Origin of the sequence: Pseudomonas sp. NFACC32-1, from assembly GCF_900101215.1 — a bacterium.
In the GTDB taxonomy this organism is placed as follows: domain Bacteria; phylum Pseudomonadota; class Gammaproteobacteria; order Pseudomonadales; family Pseudomonadaceae; genus Aquipseudomonas.
Map to the genome: position 1 here is coordinate 21,562 of NZ_FMUL01000006.1, position 19,133 is coordinate 40,694.

At 60.3% G+C, this 19,133-nt stretch carries 15 protein-coding genes, 4 tRNA genes and 1 riboswitch; of the genes, 3 read left to right on the forward strand and 16 right to left on the reverse strand.

All coding sequences use genetic code 11. The features are described 5' to 3' along the window. Positions 1 to 85: 85 nt before the first annotated feature. The 5 genes from BLP99_RS11570 to BLP99_RS11590 form a co-directional block, all read right to left on the reverse strand. Positions 86 to 1,402 carry an MFS transporter gene (locus BLP99_RS11570; RefSeq protein WP_072394859.1) on the reverse strand — a complete coding sequence of 439 codons (1,317 nt, stop codon included), beginning with the start codon at positions 1,400 to 1,402 and terminating at the stop codon, positions 86 to 88. Between the two features lie 69 nt (positions 1,403 to 1,471). Further along, positions 1,472 to 2,713, reverse strand: coding sequence for a glutamine synthetase family protein (locus BLP99_RS11575; RefSeq protein WP_172834661.1), 1,242 nt, complete (start codon positions 2,711 to 2,713; stop codon positions 1,472 to 1,474). Positions 2,714 to 2,969: 256 nt separating this feature from the next. Next, on the reverse strand, positions 2,970 to 3,662 hold the full coding sequence (locus BLP99_RS11580) for a sensor histidine kinase (protein ID WP_092180363.1): 693 nt from the start codon (positions 3,660 to 3,662) through the stop codon (positions 2,970 to 2,972). Next, positions 3,655 to 5,262 carry a tetratricopeptide repeat-containing response regulator gene (locus BLP99_RS11585; RefSeq protein WP_072394865.1) on the reverse strand — a complete coding sequence of 536 codons (1,608 nt, stop codon included), beginning with the start codon at positions 5,260 to 5,262 and terminating at the stop codon, positions 3,655 to 3,657. The genes BLP99_RS11580 and BLP99_RS11585 overlap by 8 nt, the downstream gene beginning before the upstream one ends. Before the next feature lie 563 nt (positions 5,263 to 5,825). Then, a tRNA-Arg gene (locus BLP99_RS11590) sits at positions 5,826 to 5,902 on the reverse strand. A 528-nt stretch (positions 5,903 to 6,430) separates the two neighbouring features. Between BLP99_RS11590 and BLP99_RS11595 the strand changes: the two genes are divergently transcribed. Then, the gene (locus BLP99_RS11595; protein ID WP_003178899.1) at positions 6,431 to 6,757 is read left to right on the forward strand and encodes an Arc family DNA-binding protein; all 327 of its coding nucleotides are present in this window, start codon (positions 6,431 to 6,433) and stop codon (positions 6,755 to 6,757) included. Positions 6,758 to 6,940: 183 nt separating this feature from the next. On the opposite strand, the gene mgtE is transcribed toward BLP99_RS11595, so the two are convergent. Continuing rightward, on the reverse strand, positions 6,941 to 8,383 hold the full coding sequence (gene mgtE, locus BLP99_RS11600; RefSeq protein WP_053147250.1) for a magnesium transporter: 1,443 nt from the start codon (positions 8,381 to 8,383) through the stop codon (positions 6,941 to 6,943). A gap of 320 nt (positions 8,384 to 8,703) precedes the next feature. Between mgtE and BLP99_RS11605 the strand changes: the two genes are divergently transcribed. Continuing rightward, a complete protein-coding gene (locus BLP99_RS11605) occupies positions 8,704 to 9,186 on the forward strand; it encodes a cell envelope protein SmpA (RefSeq protein ID WP_092180365.1) in 483 nt (160 codons plus the stop codon). Positions 9,187 to 9,226: 40 nt separating this feature from the next. Here the strand turns inward: BLP99_RS11605 and BLP99_RS11610 are convergent. The 7 genes from BLP99_RS11610 to ltaE form a co-directional block, all read right to left on the reverse strand. Beyond that, positions 9,227 to 9,303 (reverse strand) — tRNA-Arg (locus BLP99_RS11610). Positions 9,304 to 9,375: 72 nt separating this feature from the next. Then, positions 9,376 to 9,452, reverse strand: a tRNA-Arg gene (locus BLP99_RS11615). A 107-nt stretch (positions 9,453 to 9,559) separates the two neighbouring features. Continuing rightward, positions 9,560 to 9,650, reverse strand: a tRNA-Ser gene (locus BLP99_RS11620). Positions 9,651 to 9,712: 62 nt separating this feature from the next. After that, positions 9,713 to 9,901 carry a carbon storage regulator CsrA gene (gene csrA / locus BLP99_RS11625; protein ID WP_003178872.1) on the reverse strand — a complete coding sequence of 63 codons (189 nt, stop codon included), beginning with the start codon at positions 9,899 to 9,901 and terminating at the stop codon, positions 9,713 to 9,715. 184 nt (positions 9,902 to 10,085) lie between these two features. Next, positions 10,086 to 11,327: an aspartate kinase gene (locus BLP99_RS11630; protein WP_072394869.1), complete on the reverse strand. Its 1,242-nt coding sequence runs from the start codon at positions 11,325 to 11,327 to the stop codon at positions 10,086 to 10,088. 87 nt (positions 11,328 to 11,414) lie between these two features. After that, positions 11,415 to 14,036 carry an alanine--tRNA ligase gene (gene alaS / locus BLP99_RS11635; RefSeq protein ID WP_072458719.1) on the reverse strand — a complete coding sequence of 874 codons (2,622 nt, stop codon included), beginning with the start codon at positions 14,034 to 14,036 and terminating at the stop codon, positions 11,415 to 11,417. A 146-nt stretch (positions 14,037 to 14,182) separates the two neighbouring features. After that, a complete protein-coding gene (gene ltaE, locus BLP99_RS11640) occupies positions 14,183 to 15,187 on the reverse strand; it encodes a low-specificity L-threonine aldolase (protein WP_072394874.1) in 1,005 nt (334 codons plus the stop codon). Positions 15,188 to 15,452: 265 nt separating this feature from the next. After that, a riboswitch (FMN riboswitch) is annotated at positions 15,453 to 15,623 on the forward strand. Between the two features lie 100 nt (positions 15,624 to 15,723). Here ltaE and BLP99_RS11645 point away from each other — a divergent pair. Then, a complete protein-coding gene (locus BLP99_RS11645) occupies positions 15,724 to 16,233 on the forward strand; it encodes a 6,7-dimethyl-8-ribityllumazine synthase (RefSeq protein WP_072432020.1) in 510 nt (169 codons plus the stop codon). 123 nt (positions 16,234 to 16,356) lie between these two features. Here the strand turns inward: BLP99_RS11645 and astE are convergent, their stop codons facing one another. The 3 genes from astE to astB all read right to left on the reverse strand — a co-directional run bounded on the left by astE (position 16,357) and on the right by astB (position 19,081). Then, a complete protein-coding gene (gene astE / locus BLP99_RS11650) occupies positions 16,357 to 17,364 on the reverse strand; it encodes a succinylglutamate desuccinylase (protein ID WP_072394878.1) in 1,008 nt (335 codons plus the stop codon). 12 nt (positions 17,365 to 17,376) lie between these two features. Next, entirely contained in the window at positions 17,377 to 17,664 is a 288-nt protein-coding gene (locus BLP99_RS11655) for a hypothetical protein (RefSeq protein WP_053147236.1), read from the reverse strand. A gap of 70 nt (positions 17,665 to 17,734) precedes the next feature. Further along, entirely contained in the window at positions 17,735 to 19,081 is a 1,347-nt protein-coding gene (gene astB, locus BLP99_RS11660) for an N-succinylarginine dihydrolase (protein WP_072394880.1), read from the reverse strand. Between the last annotated feature and the right edge of the window lie 52 nt (positions 19,082 to 19,133).

Consider the following 19,133-nt stretch of genomic DNA (forward strand, 5'->3'; position numbering starts at 1 on the left):
CTCATCGCGAGCACGGCTCGCCTCCCAGCGTGTCCACCACCAATCCCGATGGGAGCGAGCCTGCTCGCGATGAGAACACCACGGTCTACTTGACCGGCTCCTCCACCGACGCTTCAGCGGCCGGTTCCTGCTCCGTCGCCGGCGTCTGCATCTGTTCCTGTACCACCTGCTCATCGACTCGCGGATCGAGACATGCCACCAACGGCGAACTGGACATGCTGTCCGGCATCGCCACGTGATGCAGCGGCGCGTCGTCGACCTGATGCAGGTTGGTCACCGCTTTGGGCCGGATGCGCCATACCAGAATCAACGCGAAGAACGCAAAGAAGCCATACAGCATATGGCTGCCGAACGTCTTCATCAGCACGCCGGCCACCAACGGCCCGATACTGGCGCCGACACCATAGGTCACCAGCAGCATCGCCGTCAGCGAGACCCGGCGATCGCCTTCGACATGGTCGTTGGAAAATGCCACCGCCAGTGGATACAGGCAGAACTGAACCAGCGAACAGAGAAAGCCGGCGACGAACAGCATCTCAAGGGGCACCTTGGGCAGAATTGCCAGCGGCAACGCGCAGATCGCCAGGACCAGCGCAAAGCAACGGATCAGCAGCGCCCGGTCATAACGGTCGGACAACCAGCCCAGCGGCCACTGCACCAGCAACCCGGCAAAAATGCAGCTACCCATGAACAGACCGACCTGCTCGGTGGAAAGCCCCTGCTGAGAGGCGTACAACGGCGCCAGGCCATAGAACGAGCCGGCGATCAGCCCGGAACCCAGCACCGTGCTCAATGACTGTGGCACGCGCTTGATGAAGAAACGCGGTTCCATGGGAGCCGGACGCATCGGTGCCGGGTGAATCCGCCGGGTCAGCGCCACCGGCACCAGGCAGAGGGCGAAGCACAAGGCCACCAGCATCAGCAGCTCCGGCCCCAGGGCCGGATGCATGACCAGGATCAACTGGCCGAGCACCAGGCCCAGGTACGAAGCGATCATGTAGCCACTGAACACTACCCCGCGCTGCGAGGCTTCGGCCTGCTCGTTGAGCCAGCTCTCGATGACCATGTACTGGCACATCATCCCCAGGCCGACGATCATCCGCAGCACGATCCAGGCCGGCAGCCAGTCCACCAGGCCATGGCCCAGCACCGCTGCGCCCACCAGCCCGGCACAGGCCGAATAGGCACGGATATGCCCGACGCGGGCGATCAGCCGGTGACCGATCTTGCCGCCCAGCACCAGGCCGAAATAGTTGGCGGCCATCAGGGCACCGACCCACAGGCTGTCCACGTTATCGGCAGCCAGGCGCAAGGCCAGGTAAGTACTCAAGAGGCCCGAGCCGATGAGCATCATCAGCGAGGCGAAATAAAGCGCTCGAAAGGGTTTCCAGATTTGGCGCATCGGCGTTCCGAGCGGCTCCTTGAGGTGAGTAAGGGCTATCGCTGAAGATAGCCCGAAGCGGGGGTTTGGTTATGCCTGGGCCGCAAGGACCCGCCGTTCCCAAGGCGTGATTTCGTCAAGGAAACTGGTCAGTTCCAGGTTTTTCGAAGCGATGTAGCCTTCGATGAACTCAACTCCGAACAGTTCCTTCGCCAGGGGGCTACGCTTCAGACGCTCCAGGGCAGCATGCAAGGTACATGGCAGGGAGAGATTGTCCGGCACCTGGAATTCGCCCTGGATCGCGGCACTTGGTTCCAGGCGGTTTTCGATACCATGCAATCCCGCCGCCAGGCTGGCGGCAATCGCCAGGTAAGGGTTGGCATCGGCCCCGGGCAAGCGGTTCTCGACCCGCCGGGCCACAGGGGAACTGGCGGGTATCCGCAGTCCGGCCGAACGGTTGTCATAGGACCAGCAGGCATTGTTCGGCGAGGCGAACGGATGGCACAGGCGCTGGTAGGAATTGACGTTCGGTGCGAACAGCGCCGTGAAATCCGCCATGCCCGCCTGTTGTCCGCCAATGAAATGCCGGAACGCGGCCGTCGGTTCGCCCGCCGCGTCGCTGAAGACGTTGCGACCACTGTCCAGCTCGACGACGCTCTGGTGGATATGCATCGAACTGCCCGGCGTATGGGCCAGGGGCTTGGCCATGCAGACCACGGTCAAGCCATGCTTGAGGGCTACTTCCTTGAGCAGGTGCTTGAACAGGAAGGTCTGGTCGGCCAACAGCAGCGCGTCGCCATGGAGCAGATTGATCTCGAACTGACTCACGCCCATTTCATGCATGAAGGTGTCTCGAGGCAGTCCTAACGCCGCCATGCATTGGTACACCTCATTGAAGAAGGGTCGCAGGCCATTATTGGAACTGACGCTGAAGGCGGAATGGCCGTCTTCGCGGCGCCCATCCAGGCCCACCGGGGGCTGGAACGGCCGGGCCGGGTCCGGGTTGGGTGCGAAGACGAAAAACTCCAGCTCGGTCGCCACCACCGGCGCCAGGCCATGGGCGGCATACCGGGCGATCACGGCCTTGAGCTGGCCGCGAGTCGAGAGTCGGGAGCTTTCGCCGGTCAGTTCATCGGCATCGCAGATCGCCAGGGCGCGAGGAGGCTGGCTCCAGGGCAGGCGATGAATCTGTTGCGGATCGGCCACCAGCGCCAGGTCGCCATCGTCGCTGCCATAGAAACGCGCCGGCGGATAACCGCCCATGATGCACTGCAGCAGCACCCCGCGGGCCATCTGCAACCGCCGTCCCTCGAGGAACCCCGCGGCCGTCATCACCTTGCCCCGCGGCACGCCATTCAAATCCGGTGTGACACACTCAATCTCATCAATGCCCGTTAATCGCTGCGCGAGTGAACGCTGGCCATCGGTCGTCATGACGCAATCCTTGTTATGTGCGAGCCGCGAACGGCAACCCGTACAAAATAGGCTTCGGCTGTTCGGAATATCAAGCAGCCGGAGGCAATTAAAATCTCATGCGATACAGCTCGCTCCCGCAGGGGATTTGTGAGGATTTATGGAGGGGGCCTGTTCAGGGCAGGTAGAGCCGGAACACCCCGCCACCCAGCACGCCGCCATTGTCGATCTCGGTACGTCCGCAGACCCCGCCGCGCTGATGCAGCTCGGCGATCCGCGCGGCGAAATACAGGCCCAGCCCGGTACTGCCACTGCTGTGGTTGATGCCCTGCACGTAGTCGGCCTGGCGCTCGATCATCTCCGGCGGATAGCCCTCGCCATCGTCGTTGATGGTCAGGACCAGTTGCCCGGCCTCGTCGCTCACGCTGATCAACAAGGCCTGGCGTGCGTGACGAATGGCATTGTTGATGCAGTTGTCGAGCACAGAGGCCACCAGCTCGCGGTCGAAAAAGCCCAGGGGGCTCAGCGGGTCGACTTCGTAGGTGGCCATGATCCCGCGACTGCGGAATACGTCCTGATGACCGGCCAGCTGCGCCTCGATGAAATCGTCCAGCTCATGGTAGGCCGGGTGCAGTGGCAGCTGGTTGACGCCCAGCTTGTACAGCCCCAGCAATTGCACCAGCAGGCCGTTGAGGCGGGCGAACTCGAACTCCATCACCCCCTGTTCCGAGGCTTGCCGGGCAGGCTCGGGCAGACGCTCGAGCCATTGCGTATGAGCCTGCATGAGCAGGGTCAGGGAGTTCTTCATGTCGTGCACGGTCGATGCGATCACCGTGGAAAAATCGAGTGCCTGTTCGCTGTCATTCATCGCCAAATGCCTTGCTTCGCAGTTTCTGATAGCGCGCATAACGCGCATCGGTGTCGGGCATCATGCCCACCAGTTTCAGGCAGGCGCGGCATTCCTCCAACAGCTCCGACTCCACACTGGTGTCGGTGCCATGCAGCAGGGACTGCGCCATGTTCAGGGCAATACTGATGTTTTTCGGTTGCATCTTCAGGGCCCGACGGAACAACTCCCGGGCCTCGGGCAGCGCGCCAGTCTTGTAGACGCGCACGCCTTCGCGGTTCAGCTCGGCGGCGGCATTGCCCTGATTGAGGATGTTCGGATCATCGGTGAGCTTGGCGATCCCTTGCATCACCGCCGGGTCATCGCCATAGATTTCCGCGCAGTTCTTGAGCATCGATTCGCCGGCACTGGTCTGGCCGAGCATCTGCAACTGCTTGGCCACCAGCAGCGCGGCTTCGGCACTCATGAACTGCTCCATGCCGTCGAGGCGCTGCAAGGCCTGTTCGGTGAGTTTTTCCGCGGTTTCGGCGTCGTTGAGCAGCAGGCTGGTGGCCTTCATCAGCCGCGCCCGCACCTGCAGCCCTGGGTCGTTGAGGTTTTCCTTGGCCACTGCGCTCAGCGTGGTATTGATTTCCAGGCGGGTGCGGGTGTCCAGGCCTTTCTCGCTGCCCTTGCTGATCAGTGCATGGGCCAGGCCGAGGTTGCTTTCCGGGTCCTTGAAGCGTGACTGCGCGCCCTGCCCGACCGCCTGGCGGTAAGCCCGGGACGCGGTCTCGTAGTCTTCGTTGGTCATCGCCAGCTTGCCCAGCAGCGACTGCCGACGCACCGCCAACGGGGACAGGCGAACCGCCTCTTCCAATACGCTCTGCGCCTGCTTCGTGTCGCCTTCGGCCATCAGCACATCGGCCATGCCATCGTACAAGGCCGGCATCATCGGGAAGGTTTTCAAGGCCTTTTCATAGACCGCCTTGGCCTGCCCCACCTGGCCGCGCTTGAACAGCAACTTGCCCAGGCCCGCATAGGCCCACGGCAACGGACGATCCGCCAGGATGGTGTTGTACAGCCGTTCCAGGGCTTCGTTCTGGTTCAGGTCACGCAGCGCATCGGCCCGATAGCGCAGGCACAACGGCCCGTAGCGCGGATCCTGCTTGCACAGGGCGATACAGGCATTGAGCACTTCCATTGGCTTGCCACGATCCAGGGCCTGGAGGATCGGCTTGAGCAAGGTCTTGCGCTGTTCCAGCCGCTCCAGCCGCTGGGCCAGGCCTGAGCGGTTGAACGGCTTGGTCAGGTACGCATCAGGCTCGTGCTCCAGGGCACTGAGCACCATGGCCTGACTGGTCTCGGCGGTCACCATGAGGAACACACTTTCATGGCTGATCAGCTTCTCGACCATCAGGTCTTCAAGCACCTGCTGGCCGTTCTTGCGGCCGTCACCGAGGTGGTAGTCCTGCAGAATGAAGTCATAGCGCTTCTGCGAGCACATGCGCAGCGCGACCTCACCGGTGTCTGCGGTGTCCACGTCCTTGACACCCAGCTCACGCAACATCGACCGGATGGAACTGCGGAAATCCGAGAAATCATCGACGATCAGAAAACTTTTTTGGTGGTACGCCAGCATCGAGGATGTCCAGGCAAGTAAGAAAATAACCCAATGGCATAACAACGAAACGCCGTGTCACAGCCCCGAGGCGCGCAGATGATAGCCACCAGCCAGCAACGTACAAGAGATTTCAGCAACCGCTTGGCCTGGCTGTGTCGTGACGCACATTGCGAGCCGAAACGTTGGGGGCAACCGGGCTCATCGGGTTATCGGCAGCAGATGGCGTTCCGTTAAGGGCAACGTGTGGGAGAAACCGAGCACGGGGGATCGGCTACACAAAAAGGATGATGGCAGGCTTTCTCCCTTCGGCAACCGACACGAAGCACGTTCAGCCACGACAGCCCAATAAATTCGCCCAGAAACCCGCTTCGCTCGCCAAACCGCCGTAGCATTCAGATTGCCACAAGGAGGTTTCGCGACAGCTGAGTGCGTTTTATAGAGGGTCGAAAAATAGGCATGTTGGGCATGGATCCACAGCCTGGGCCGCAAGGCGGCGGCTCAGGCCAATCGATCCGGGAGATACAAGGAGGGAGCAGTACGCTGGTGGGGGAGATCGTCGATACCCGACCCACTGATATAAATGGTGTCCCAGGGCAGGTTCGAACTGCCAACCTTCCCCTTAGGAGGGGGATGCTCTATCCAATTGAGCTACTGAGACACAGGTCGACCACTAGAAATGCGGTGCGATGGACGGCGTGCATGTTAACGGGCAGCCTTGCGTTTGTCATGTCGTGAGTAGTTTTTTAAGTGTAGGCAAATACTGCCGCTCCCCCGCCTGTCGCGGGGTGTCACGGGGTAACGGGACACCGCTCATCCATCGCATGCGCCCCTCCGCTAGTAAATCGGCCAATTGCCACTATCCTATACCCTACAAGGACAGCATCGGCTTGTGCCCCCGTTTCGGTTATCCGCCGGACGGTATGGCACATCGACACGATGCGGTGGTCACACCATGCGGACCTGTTGGATTTTCAAACCAGTCCGCATTTTTTGATCAAGGGTGCTGGCATAACGCCTTTACCCGGATCAGAATTTGTCACAGAATTGGCGCCAATGATCTGGCCATTTTGAGGCATGATGCGGGCCTCTTAACAATTCAGGTTGAACATTTGGCAACAGCGCTTGTCCTATCGACATCCTGCGGCCAATCCCGAGAACCGCTCCCCTGAACTAACCGGTTAAATATATGCGCCCATTGAAACAGGCAATTTATTCCAGCCGTACGGCTGACAAGTTCGTCGTACGCTTGCCCGACGGAATGCGTGAACGCATTGCCGAGGTGGCTCGCAATCATCATCGCAGCATGAACTCTGAAATCATCGCGCGCCTTGAGCAAAGCCTTATCCAGGAAGGCGCGTTGGGTGAAGAACTGAGCATGCGCCTGGACAGCCCGGAGCTTTCCTTGCATGAACGCGAGCTGCTTCAGCGCTTCCGACAACTCTCTCATCGCCAGCAGAACGCTCTCGTTTCGCTGATTGCCCATGATGCAGAAATGGCCGCAGACGCGTCCTGATCGCAGCAGCAGCACCCAAGCCAGCCTTGCGCTGGCTTTTTTTTGCTTTTTTTATGGCAAGGAGCAATCGGCTCGCTCAGCAGGGAAGCCTGCGAGACGATCGTATGACTGCAATGTATTCAAAGGCGGGAAGCGAGGGCGGCTGCGCCGTGACGGGAGCACGCTCCCTCGCCATGAAACGGGTCAGAGCAGGAAGATCGTCGCCAACCCCAGGAATATGAAGAACCCACCACTGTCGGTCATGGCGGTGATCATGACACTGGCCCCCATCGCCGGGTCGCGCCCCAGCCGGGCCAGGGTCATGGGGATCAATACCCCCATCAAGGCTGCCAGCAGCAGGTTGAGCGTCATCGCGGCCGTCATCACGACGCCCAGCGACCAGCTGCCATAAAGCAGATACGCCACCACGCCGATCACTCCGCCCCAAAGCACGCCGTTGATGAGGGCCACAGCCAGTTCCTTGCGCATCAGGCGCGACGTATTACCCGTGCTGACCTGGTCCAGGGCCATGGCACGGACGATCATGGTAATGGTCTGGTTGCCGGAGTTGCCGCCGATACCGGCGACAATAGGCATCAAGGCCGCAAGTGCCACCAGCTTCTCGATGGAACCCTCGAACAAACCGATGACCCGAGACGCGACAAAAGCCGTGATCAGGTTGATTGCCAGCCAGGCCCAACGGTTGCGCAGGGATTTCCAGACCGAGGCGAAGATGTCTTCCTCTTCCCGCAGACCGGCCATGCTGAGGACTTCGTTTTCGCTCTCTTCACGAATCAGGTCGACCATTTCATCGATGGTCAGACGGCCGATCAGTTTGCCGTTCTTGTCGACCACCGGCGCGGAAATCAAGTCATAACGCTCGAACGCCTGGGCTGCATCGTAAGCGTCTTCGTCCGGCTGGAAACTCACCGGATCGCTGGCCATGACCTCGGCCACCTGTTTTTCCGGATCATTGACCAGCAACCGCTTGATTGGCAGCACGCCCTTGAGCACACCGTCATAATCGACGACAAACAGCTTGTCGGTATGCCCCGGCAACTCCTTGAGACGACGCAGGTAACGCAACACCACTTCAAGGCTGACGTCCTCGCGGATCGTCACCATCTCGAAGTCCATCAGTGCACCGACCTGCTCCTCATCGTAGGACAACGCCGAACGCACGCGCTCACGTTGCTGGGCGTCAAGAGACTCCATCAGCTCGTGGACAACGTCCCGCGGCAGTTCGGGTGCAAGGTCGGCGAGTTCGTCGGCGTCCATCTCCTTGGCCGCCGCCAGCAACTCATGATCATCCATGTCGGCGATCAGGGTTTCACGAACCGAGTCGGACACTTCCAGCAGGATGTCGCCATCGCGATCAGCCTGGACCAGTTGCCAGACCGTCAGACGCTCTTCCAGCGGCAAGGCTTCGAGGATATAGGCGACGTCGGCGGAGTGCAGGTCATCGAGCTTGCGCTGCAACTCGACGAGGTTCTGCCGGTGGACCAGGTTCTCGACCCGGTCGTGATGAGGACCTTCCTGGCGGTGCGTCAGGTCTTCCACGACCCGCTGGCGATGCAGCAGCTCAACGACTTGAGCAAGACGGTCCTGGAGGCTTTCCTGTGTTTTCTTTACTTCTACTTCGGTCATAGGCGAACTCCACTCCCAGCAGTGGGCACGCCGGAAGGATCAATCGGTCAATTCATGATTGGTAAAACGCGATATTGAGTAACTACTGGGTAAGTCCATGGATATATTCCAAAGCCCCGGCGGGGCTGACGGGCGCAATCATACACCGCTTGGCGTTTTGAAGCGTTAAAAAATCATGGCAAGAACAAGCGCTTGCGAGACAAACCTGAACGCAGGCTGAACCTGTAGGCATATGACGACGCATCCTGAAAAGAAAACACGCGCCCGGGCAAAAATGGAGCGACTACCCTTGCCTTTTCACCGTCAAGGAAGACGTCCGGATGCCCATTTGTCGTTATCTTTTTTTACTTTTCTGCCTGCCCTTGTGCGCCAGCGGACAGACTGTGCATCGCTGCGAAGACGCCGCCGGCCACATCACCTTCACCACCTTGAGCTGCAAACCGCAAGAGAGCCTGTCTCTGCAGCAGATCCACTCATTCACCCCGGATACGAGCGAACCACTGCTGCCCGAAACCGAACACCGCTCCCTCCCCCTCCCCAAGACCAGGCGCCAGGAACCGACAATTGTCGGTCAGTTCGAAGACAGTTGCGCCAATGTGATCAGCGCCAGGCAACGCCGGGAAGCGATCATGAACAAGCGAATCGTCGCCGGAATGAGCCAGCAGGACGTAGAAAGCGCTCTAGGCAAACCGGATTCGATCAAGATTCGTAATTCCACCACCCGCTACACCTACAAAGTGAAGAACGGCCGTGGTGCAGAGATCGTGTTCGACGAGAAAGGCTGTGTGAAGGGTAAATCGTAGGCAACAAAAAGCCCGCGTTAAACGCGGGCTTCTTGATGTATGGTGCACTCGACAGGATTCGAACCTGTGACCGCTCGGTTCGTAGCCGAGTACTCTATCCAGCTGAGCTACGAGTGCAAGTTGTGGTTTTATACCAGATCACAACTGGTTACAGCTAAGTTATTTGCATTGCTGCAAACGACTCTTAAATGGTGCACTCGACAGGATTCGAACCTGTGACCGCTCGGTTCGTAGCCGAGTACTCTATCCAGCTGAGCTACGAGTGCATTTGTTGCCGCGCATTATAGGTCGTCGAATCTTTTTGTAAAGCGCTTTTTCCAGTAATTTCAAGCACTTACCGATCAAGCCAGATTACAACGCACTACATGAATAATGGCGGAGAACGGGGGATTCGAACCCCCGACACCCTTTTGAGGTGTACTCCCTTAGCAGGGGAGCGCCTTCGGCCACTCGGCCAGCTCTCCGCAACACGGGGCGTATATTAACCACCTTCCTCCCCGTTTGCAAACATAAAAATCGATAAAAATTAATGGCTTGGTTCGTCGTCCTTCTCTTTCTTGATACGCAGGTAAATTTCTTCCCGGTGTACCGCGACCTCTTTCGGGGCGTTGACACCGATACGCACCTGGTTTCCTTTGACGCCGAGCACGGTCACGGTGATTTCGCCATCGCCAATAATCAGGCTTTCCGCGCACCGACGAGTCAGAATCAGCATACCTTTCTCCTCACGCAATTCAGTTCAGGGACCACAGTCTGCAAAAAAAGGGCGTTAGGCTTACAACCGAAACGGTCGCAGCCTACAGGCCTAAGTATTGACCAGCGCGGGCAAAAGAACAGTTTTGAAACGCGCCATTCAGAAAACAAAGGGCGCGGCCAAGCCGCGCCCTCGGGACAACGCCTTATTCGCCCTGTCGGGCAGCCGCGTCGAGTTCGAAAGCCGTGTGCAGGGCGCGCACGGCCAGTTCCAGGTACTTCTCTTCGATCACCACGGAAACCTTGATTTCCGACGTCGAGATCATCTGGATGTTGATGCTTTCCTTGGCCAGTGATTCGAACATGCGGCTGGCCACGCCAGCATGGGAACGCATGCCGACGCCGACGATCGAGACCTTGGCAATCTTGGTGTCACCCACCACTTCCCGGGCACCGATCTCGGACGCAGTCTTCTTCAGGACGGCCTCGGCAGCCTGGTAGTCGTTGCGATGCACAGTGAAGGTGAAGTCGGTGGTGTTATCGTGCGAAACGTTCTGCACGATCATGTCGACTTCGATGTTCGCGGCACTGATCGGGCCGAGAATCTTGAATGCCACGCCGGGGGTGTCTGGCACGCCACGGATGGTCAGCTTGGCTTCATCGCGGTTGAAGGCGATGCCGGAAATGATCGGCTGTTCCATGGATTCCTCTTCATCGATAGTAATGAGGGTACCCGGACCCTCTTTGAAGCTGTGCAGGACGCGCAGCGGAACGTTGTACTTGCCGGCGAATTCGACTGCCCGGATCTGCAATACCTTCGAACCGAGGCTGGCCATTTCCAGCATCTCTTCGAACGTGATCTTGTCCAGGCGCTGAGCCACGGGAACCACCCGCGGGTCGGTGGTGTAGACGCCATCCACATCGGTGTAGATCTGGCATTCGTCAGCCTTCAGGGCCGCCGCCAGCGCAACGCCGGTGGTATCGGAACCGCCACGACCCAGGGTGGTGATGTTGCCGTGCTCGTCCACGCCCTGGAAACCGGCGACGACCACGACCCGGCCCGCCTTCAGGTCGCCCCGGATCTTCTGGTCGTCGATCTGCAGGATACGCGCCTTGTTGTGCGCGCTGTCCGTCAGGATGCGCACCTGGTTACCGGTGTAGGACACCGCCGGCACGCCACGCTTGATCAGCGCCATGGCCAGCAAGGCAATGGTCACTTGCTCACCGGTGGAGACGATCACGTCCAGTTCACGGGGAACCGGCTGCTGATCGCCACTGATTTGCTTGGCCAGATCGATCAGACGGTTGGTTTCGCCGCTCATTGCCGACAGCACAACCACCAGGTCATCGCCCGCTTCACGGAATTTCTTAACCTTGTCGGCGACTTGTTCGATTCTCTCGACAGTGCCGACCGAGGTGCCTCCAAATTTCTGTACGATCAAAGCCATTTCAAAGCCGCCTCTGCCCACGAAGGGCGCCCAATAATCACAACAGCGGCCGGGCTCGCGACTAGACCACGAACCCGGGGCGCTGCCTTAAATACCCTGCTCTACAAATGCAACGGTCAGGGCCAGTGCCGCGTCCAGCGCGCCGGCGTCGGTACCGCCGCCTTGCGCCATGTCCGGACGACCACCGCCCTTGCCGCCCACTGCCGCAGCGGCCTGCTTCATCAAATCACCGGCTTTGAGTTGGCCGGTCAGGTCTTTGGTCACGCCTGCGACGAGAACGACCTTTTCCTCATGGACACCGCCGAGCAGGATCACTGCGCGGCCGAGTTTGTTTTTCAGCTGATCGACCAGCCCCAGCAGGGCCTTGCCGTCCTGGCCGTCCAGGCGTACGGCCAGCACTTTGACGCCCTTGACGTCCACGGCCTGTGCCGACAGATCGTCGCCCGCAGCGCTGGCGGCCTTGGCCTGCAGCTGTTCAACCTGCTTTTCCAGCAGGCGATTGCGCTCCAGCACGGCTGACAGCTTGTCGATCAGGTTGTCACGGTTGCCCTTGATCAGGCTCGCCGCTTCCTTGAGTTGTTCTTCGGCAGCGTTGAGGTACGCCAGTGCCGCAGCACCGGTGACCGCCTCGATCCGGCGCACGCCGGAGGCCACGCCGCTTTCGCTGACGATCTTGAGCAGGCCGATGTCGCCGGTCCGGTTGGCGTGGATACCGCCGCACAATTCTACGGAGAAGTCGCCCATGCTCAGGACGCGCACGCTGTCGCCGTATTTTTCGCCGAACAGAGCCATCGCGCCTTTTTTCTTCGCGGTGTCGATATCGGTTTCTTCGGTCTCCACCGGGGAGTTCTTGCGGATTTCGGCGTTGACGATGTCTTCCAGGGCCTTGAGCTGCTCCGGCTTGACGGCCTCGAAGTGGCTGAAGTCAAAGCGCAGGCGCTGGCTATCCACCAACGAGCCCTTCTGCTGGACGTGCTCGCCCAGTACCTGGCGCAATGCTGCGTGCAACAGGTGCGTGGCGGAGTGATTGAGCGAAGTGGCGTGGCGAACCTCGGCGTCGACATGGGCGGCCACCGGGGCGGCGATCATCAGGCTGCCCGAGGTAAGCACGCCGTGGTGCAGGAATGCACCGCCGGTCTTGGTGGTGTCCCGCACGTCGAAACGCGAGTTGCCGGCCTGCAGGTAGCCGCTGTCACCGATCTGACCGCCGGATTCGGCATAGAACGGCGTCGTGTCCAGCACGATCACCCCTTCCTGGCCTTCGCTCAGGATGTCGACCGATTGCCCGTCCTTATAGATGGCTACAATCTTGGCCGAACCGGTGGTGCCGCCATAGCCGGTGAATTCGGTAGCCACATCGACCTTGACCAGGCTGTTGTAGTCCATGCCGAAGGCGCTGGCCGAACGGGCACGCACACGCTGTGCCTCCATCTCGCGCTCGAAACCTTCCTCATCGAGGGTCAGGTTGCGCTCGCGGGCGATGTCGCCGGTCAGGTCCATCGGAAAACCGTAGGTGTCGTACAGCTTGAACACCACGTCGCCCGGTACCACGTTGCCCTTGAGCTCGGCCAGGTCCTGCTCGAGGATCTTCAACCCCTGCTCCAGGGTCTTGGCGAACTGCTCTTCTTCACCTTTGAGCACGCGCTCGATATGAGCCTGCTGGGATTTCAGCTCTGGGAAAGCCTCGCCCATTTCCGCCACCAGCGCCGCGACGATCTGGTAGAAGAAGCTGCCCTTGGCACCCAGCTTGTTACCGTGACGGCAGGCGCGACGGATGATCCGGCGCAGTACATAGCCACGACCTTCGTTGGACGGCAATACGCCGTCGGCGATCAGGAAACCGCACGAGCGGATGTGGTCTGCCACCACTTTCAGCGAAGCCTGGTTGTCGTTGGTGCAGCCAATGGCCTTGGCCGATGCATTCAGCAGGCTCTGGAACAGGTCGATTTCGTAGTTGGAGTGAACGTGCTGCAACACCGCACTGATCCGCTCCAGGCCCATGCCGGTATCGACCGACGGCGCCGGCAGCGGATGCAGTACGCCATCGGCGGTGCGGTTGAACTGCATGAACACGTTGTTCCAGATCTCGATGTAGCGGTCGCCGTCTTCTTCCGGCGAGCCAGGCGGGCCGCCCCAGATATCGGCGCCGTGATCGTAGAAGATCTCGGTGCAAGGGCCACAAGGGCCGGTGTCGCCCATGGTCCAGAAGTTGTCGGAAGCGTAAGGCGCTCCCTTGTTGTCGCCGATGCGTACCATGCGCTCCGGCGGGACACCGACCTCTTTGGTCCAGATGTCATAGGCTTCGTCATCGGTGGCATAGACCGTTACCCAGAGCTTCTCCTTGGGCAGGTTCAGCCACTTCTCGGAGGTCAGGAAGGTCCAGGCGAAGGTGATGGCGTCGCGCTTGAAATAGTCGCCGAAGCTGAAGTTACCCAGCATTTCGAAGAAGGTGTGGTGACGAGCGGTATAGCCGACGTTTTCCAGGTCGTTGTGCTTGCCACCGGCACGCACGCATTTCTGGCTGCTTACCGCACGGGTGTAGGCACGTTTTTCCTGGCCCAGGAAGCAATCCTTGAACTGGTTCATCCCCGCGTTGGTGAACAGCAGGGTCGGGTCATTGCCCGGGATCAAAGAGCTGGAGGCTACTCGGGTGTGGCCTTGCTCTTCGAAGAAGCGAAGGAAGGCTTCACGGATTTCTGCGCTTTTCATTAGGTTCTTCCACGGAGGCTGCGGCCAAAGGCCTGTGCAAAACGTCAACAGACGAAGCAACGGCAAAGGGCCGCATTATATCGGCCCTTCGCGTGGGGTACAGCGTGTTTATGCGATAGAAACCTTCAATTACGTCGCCTGGCTGCTCAGCGGCGGGAAAAATCGACGAAAGTGGCGATCACCTGATCGATTTGCCCGGCGTCGACGTCCAGATGCGTCACCATCCGCAAGCGTGGCGCGGCACTGAGCCGGATGCCACGCTCCGCGGCAAACGCCTTGATGGCCTCGGCCCGCTCGCCCATTTGCACGTACACCATGTTGGTCTGCACAGGCTCGACCTCGTAACCCGCCGCCCGCAACCCGTCGGCCAGCCGCTGGGCATTGGCGTGGTCCTCGGCCAGGCGCTGGACGTGGTGGTCCAACGCATACAGCCCCGCCGCCGCGAGAATGCCGGCCTGACGCATGCCACCACCGACCATCTTGCGCAGGCGTCGAGCCTTGTCGATCAGTTCGATGCTGCCACACAGCACCGAGCCGACAGGCGCGCCGAGACCTTTGGACAGGCACACCGAGACGGAGTCGAAATATTGGGTGATTTCCCGGGCATCGACCTCCAGCTTCACCGCAGCGTTGTACAGTCGCGCGCCATCCAGGTGCAGGGCCAGGCCATGGTCCTGGGTGAAGCGGCGGGCGCGGGCCAGGTACTCCAGCGGCAGCACCTTGCCTTGCATGGTGTTTTCCAGAGCCAGCAGGCGAGTACGGGCAAAATGAAAATCATCGGGCTTGATCGCCGCGGCGACCTGCGCCAGGTCCAGGGAACCATCCGCCTGCACTTCGAGCGGCTGTGGCTGGATCGAACCGAGCACCGCCGCACCACCACCTTCGTATTTATAGGTATGGGCTTGCTGGCCGACGATGTATTCGTCGCCACGTTCGCAATGGGCCATCAGGCCCAGCAGGTTGCTCATGGTGCCACTGGGTACGAACAGCGCCGCGGCGAACCCCAGGCGTGCGGCCAGTTCGGCTTCAAGACGGTTGACGGTCGGGTCTTCGCCATACACATCGTCGCCGGTGGGCGCAGTGGCCATGGCATCCAGCATGGCGGCGGAAGGTTGAGTGACCGTGTCGCTGCGAAGATCAATAACGCTCATGAATCTGGCCTCGAGTTCAGATGGGGGAATTCCCTGTCGAAGGGCAATTACTGCGGGCATGGCGGGGAATAATCAAGGCTGGCCGCAGGAAAACACCCTCCTGTAAATGAAGATTAATCAAAACACCTGTGGGAGCGAGCTAGCTCGCGATGGCGACAGTGCATCCAGCATCAACGCAAGCCGAACCACCACTATCGCGAGCAAGCTCGCCCCCACAGTAGGTTATGTGTTAAAAATCCGCCGCTGCCCCAAACCATGGCGGCAAAAACGTTCTCAGGGCGGGGTGCAATTCCCCACCGGCGGTAATTGCACGCAAGGTGCATAGCCCGCGAGCGCTTGGCGATGCACGGTTTTTCACGCGGTGCAGCGGCAAGGTCAGCAGACCCGGTGTGATTCCGGGGCCGACGGTCATAGTCCGGATGAAGAGAGAACGGGATTGTTACCCAAGGGCCGCCTGCGCCTGTCTGTGCGCGGCGCACCCTCGAATCCCCTTCGATTCATGACGCCCTGTTTTTCACACAAACAGGAACCAGAACATGCAACCCACTGCAATCGATAGCAAGACCAAACTCAATCCGGGCGAGCGCGTCGCGTTCATCCAGGCCTGCTGGCACAAGGAAATCGTCGACCAGAGCCGCAAGGGGTTCCTTGCCGAGATGATCAATCAGGGTTATCAGGAGAGCGACATCGACTTTTTCGAAGTCGGTGGCGCCTTCGAAATCCCGTTGCATGCCAAGCTGCTGGCCAGGACAGGCCGCTACGCCGGGATCGTCGCCGCAGGTCTGGTAGTGGATGGCGGCATCTACCGCCACGAGTTCGTCGCGCAATCGGTCATCAGCGGCCTGATGCAGGTCCAACTGGATACCGAAGTACCGGTGTTCTCGGTGGTGCTCACGCCACATCACTTCCATGCCGGGGAAGAGCACCAGAAGTTCTTTTTCGAGCATTTCGTGCACAAGGGCCAGGAAGCGGCGAAGACCTGCGCCGACACCCTGCACAAGACCCGGGTGCTGCGCCGCAGTGAGCAACGGGCGGTAGCGAGCTAACAGCCACTCAACAACCTGTGGGAGCGAGTTTGCTCGCGATGACGGAGTATCAGTCACCTTCAACATTGACTGGCACACCGTTATCGCGAGCAAGCTCGCTCCCACAATGGTTTGGCGTGGGTTTCAGATCAGGTTTTCGTCAGTCGCCGGCACGATCAGGATACCGGCCCGCAAGCCATTCTTGACCTTTGGGTTCGGGAAAATGATCCGGGCCCCCTCCTCTTCGATCACCCAGCGGGTCTGGGCAATGTCCTCGGCCAGCACATAGCCCTTTTCCAGTTCAGAAAAGTTCTCGATATCCGCTGGCAGGTTCAGGCGGAAGCTGTCGCTGTGCTTGATGACCTCCCGCGCCACGCTGAACAGCTGGAGGCCGTCCAGCCCTTCATCCAGTTCAGGCTCGTTGCCTTCGATGATCTGCTTCAGGCGGATTTCCAGGAGGCTGACATCGACGCCTTCGTTCTGTCCGAACGGACGGGCCTTGCCCAGCTCCAGGGTAAAGGACTCCGCACCAAGCTGATCGTAGGTGTAGGCGCTGAACACGATGGATGGCTTGTTCTGCAGCAGCACCGCCTCCATGCCGGCAGCACGCAGGCGCGCCAGTTCACGCCGGGAGTGCTGACGGCCTTCTTTCCATGGATACAGGGCGAATTGCTCGATCTTCGAGCCACGGATGGCCGTGTGCAGATCGTAATGCAAGCGAGCGCGCTCCGGCCGACTGAAGAAACTGGCGGCCAGCCGCTCCAGCTCGCAGGCTCGCAAGGCTTCGGGACCGCCGCTCAACTCATGACGACCATTGAACAGCCGATTGACGTCCTGTTCGACGAAACGCTCGCCGCGCCGGATGGCCTCGGGATTGCCGAACAGAAACAGAATGCGGGCCCGCGGCTTTATATCGCCGCGGGCGATATCGTGCAGCAGGCGGTCGAGCAATTCGATCGGGGCGGTTTCGTTGCCATGGATACCGGCCGATAACAGCAAGTCCAGGCCGTTGTCCCGGGCTTCGGGCGGCTTGACCTCCAGCGCGCCCTCGCTCAACCAGCGCATCCGCACGCCTTCGACAGTCAGTTGAGTCTTCTCCGCCGGTTCACGGCCAGCGAGGGTCAGTTCAAGCAGTTTGCCGAGGGCGAGCATAGCGCGGGTTCCTTAATGGTCGTGGCCGCAATCCGGGCCATGGACATGGTCATCGTCGCCGAGGTCGGCCGGTTCCATTTCCAGTTGCAGGCTGACCAGGTTGGTTGCCAATGGGCGCAGCAGCAGGTTGGCGTACTCCTCATCCCCCTCCTCCACGTCCACGCCGATCAGCAACTGACCGCGGCCATCCTGCTGGATCCACAACTCCTTGCCCTGCCACATCACCGCGACGCGGGTGCAGGAGGTCTGCAGTTGGGTGCCATCGGTGTCTTCAAGAATCAGTTGCAGGGAATCGCTCATGTCTTTTACGTTCTCGTCCGGGGGTAAGGCCACGCGCCCTGTGTTGACTGTAGTCAGGTCGCGCGCGCTTTCAATTGATCTGGAATGGATAGACCGAGCCCAGTTTAAGGATTTGCGTCAATTCATCCAGTGCCGACCGGCATTCGAGCAGCAATTGCGGATCGGCCAGATCGTTTTCGGTCATGCGGTCGCGGTAATGCCGCTCGACCCACTGGGTCAGCGAATCGTACAACGACGCGGTCATGATAACCCCTGGGTTGACCGCCGCCAGTTCGGTTTCGTTGAGCGCCACGCGCAACCTCAGGCAAGCTGGGCCACCACCGTTCTGCATGCTCTGCTTGAGGTCGAAGACCTTCACTTCGCGGATGATCCCGCCAGAGCTCGTCAGGCCTTGCAGGTATTGCCAGACGCGGGCGTTGCTGCGGCACTCCTCCGGCACGATCAAGAGCATCGAGCCATCGGGACGCGACAGCAGCTGGCTATTGAACAGGTAGGAACGAACCGCATCATCCACGGTGACCGCAGAACGCGGTACGCACACCGATTGAAATTTCCCACCGACCCTGGCGAGCTTGCCACTCAACTCCGCCAGCATGCTTTCGGTCTCGAGGAAGGCGTCCTCGTGATAGAACAGCACTTCGCCGTTACCCACTGCGATCACATCGTTATGGAACACGCCCTGGTCAATCACGGACGGATTCTGCTGGGCATACACCACGCCTTCCTCCCGCAGGCCATGCAGGCGGGCAACGGCGCGGGACGCCTCGAGGGTCTGGCGCGCCGGATACTTCTGTGGCGCCGGATAACGCGCGTCGAAGGCGCTACGACCGAACACGAAGAACTCGACACCGGTCTCGCCGTAGGTCCGGCAGAAACGGGTGTGGTTGGCCGCACCCTCGTCGCCGAACTGCGCCACCGCCGGCAACGCGGCGTGATGAGCGAAGTGCTGCTGATCGGCAAACATCGCCCCCAGTACCCGACTGGTGGTGGGATGCTCGATGCTGCGGTGGTATTTGCAGTTGAGGTTGGCCGCGGTGAAGTGCACACGACCGTCAGCGGTGTCGGCGCTCGGGCTGACGGTGGCGGCGTTGGCCACCCACATGCTGGAGGCCGAGCAACTGGCAACCAGCAACGGCATCGCTTCCTTCGCCGCCTGCTGGATGACCTGGGCATCGCTGCCGGCAAAGCCCAACCGGCGCAGGGCCGCCACGTCGGGGCGCTCCTGCGGCGCCAGCACGCCCTGCTGGAAGCCCATGTCCATCAGCGCTTTCATTTTCGCCAGGCCTTGCAACGCCGCTTCCTTGGGGTTCGAGGATTGCTGGCTGTTGCTCTGGGACGCGACATTGCCGTACGAGAGCCCGCCGTAGTTATGGGTCGGCCCCACTAGACCGTCAAAGTTGACTTCAAAGGATTTCATCAGCGAGGCTCCACGAGAATCTGTTTTTATAGGCATCAAATAACAACTGCGG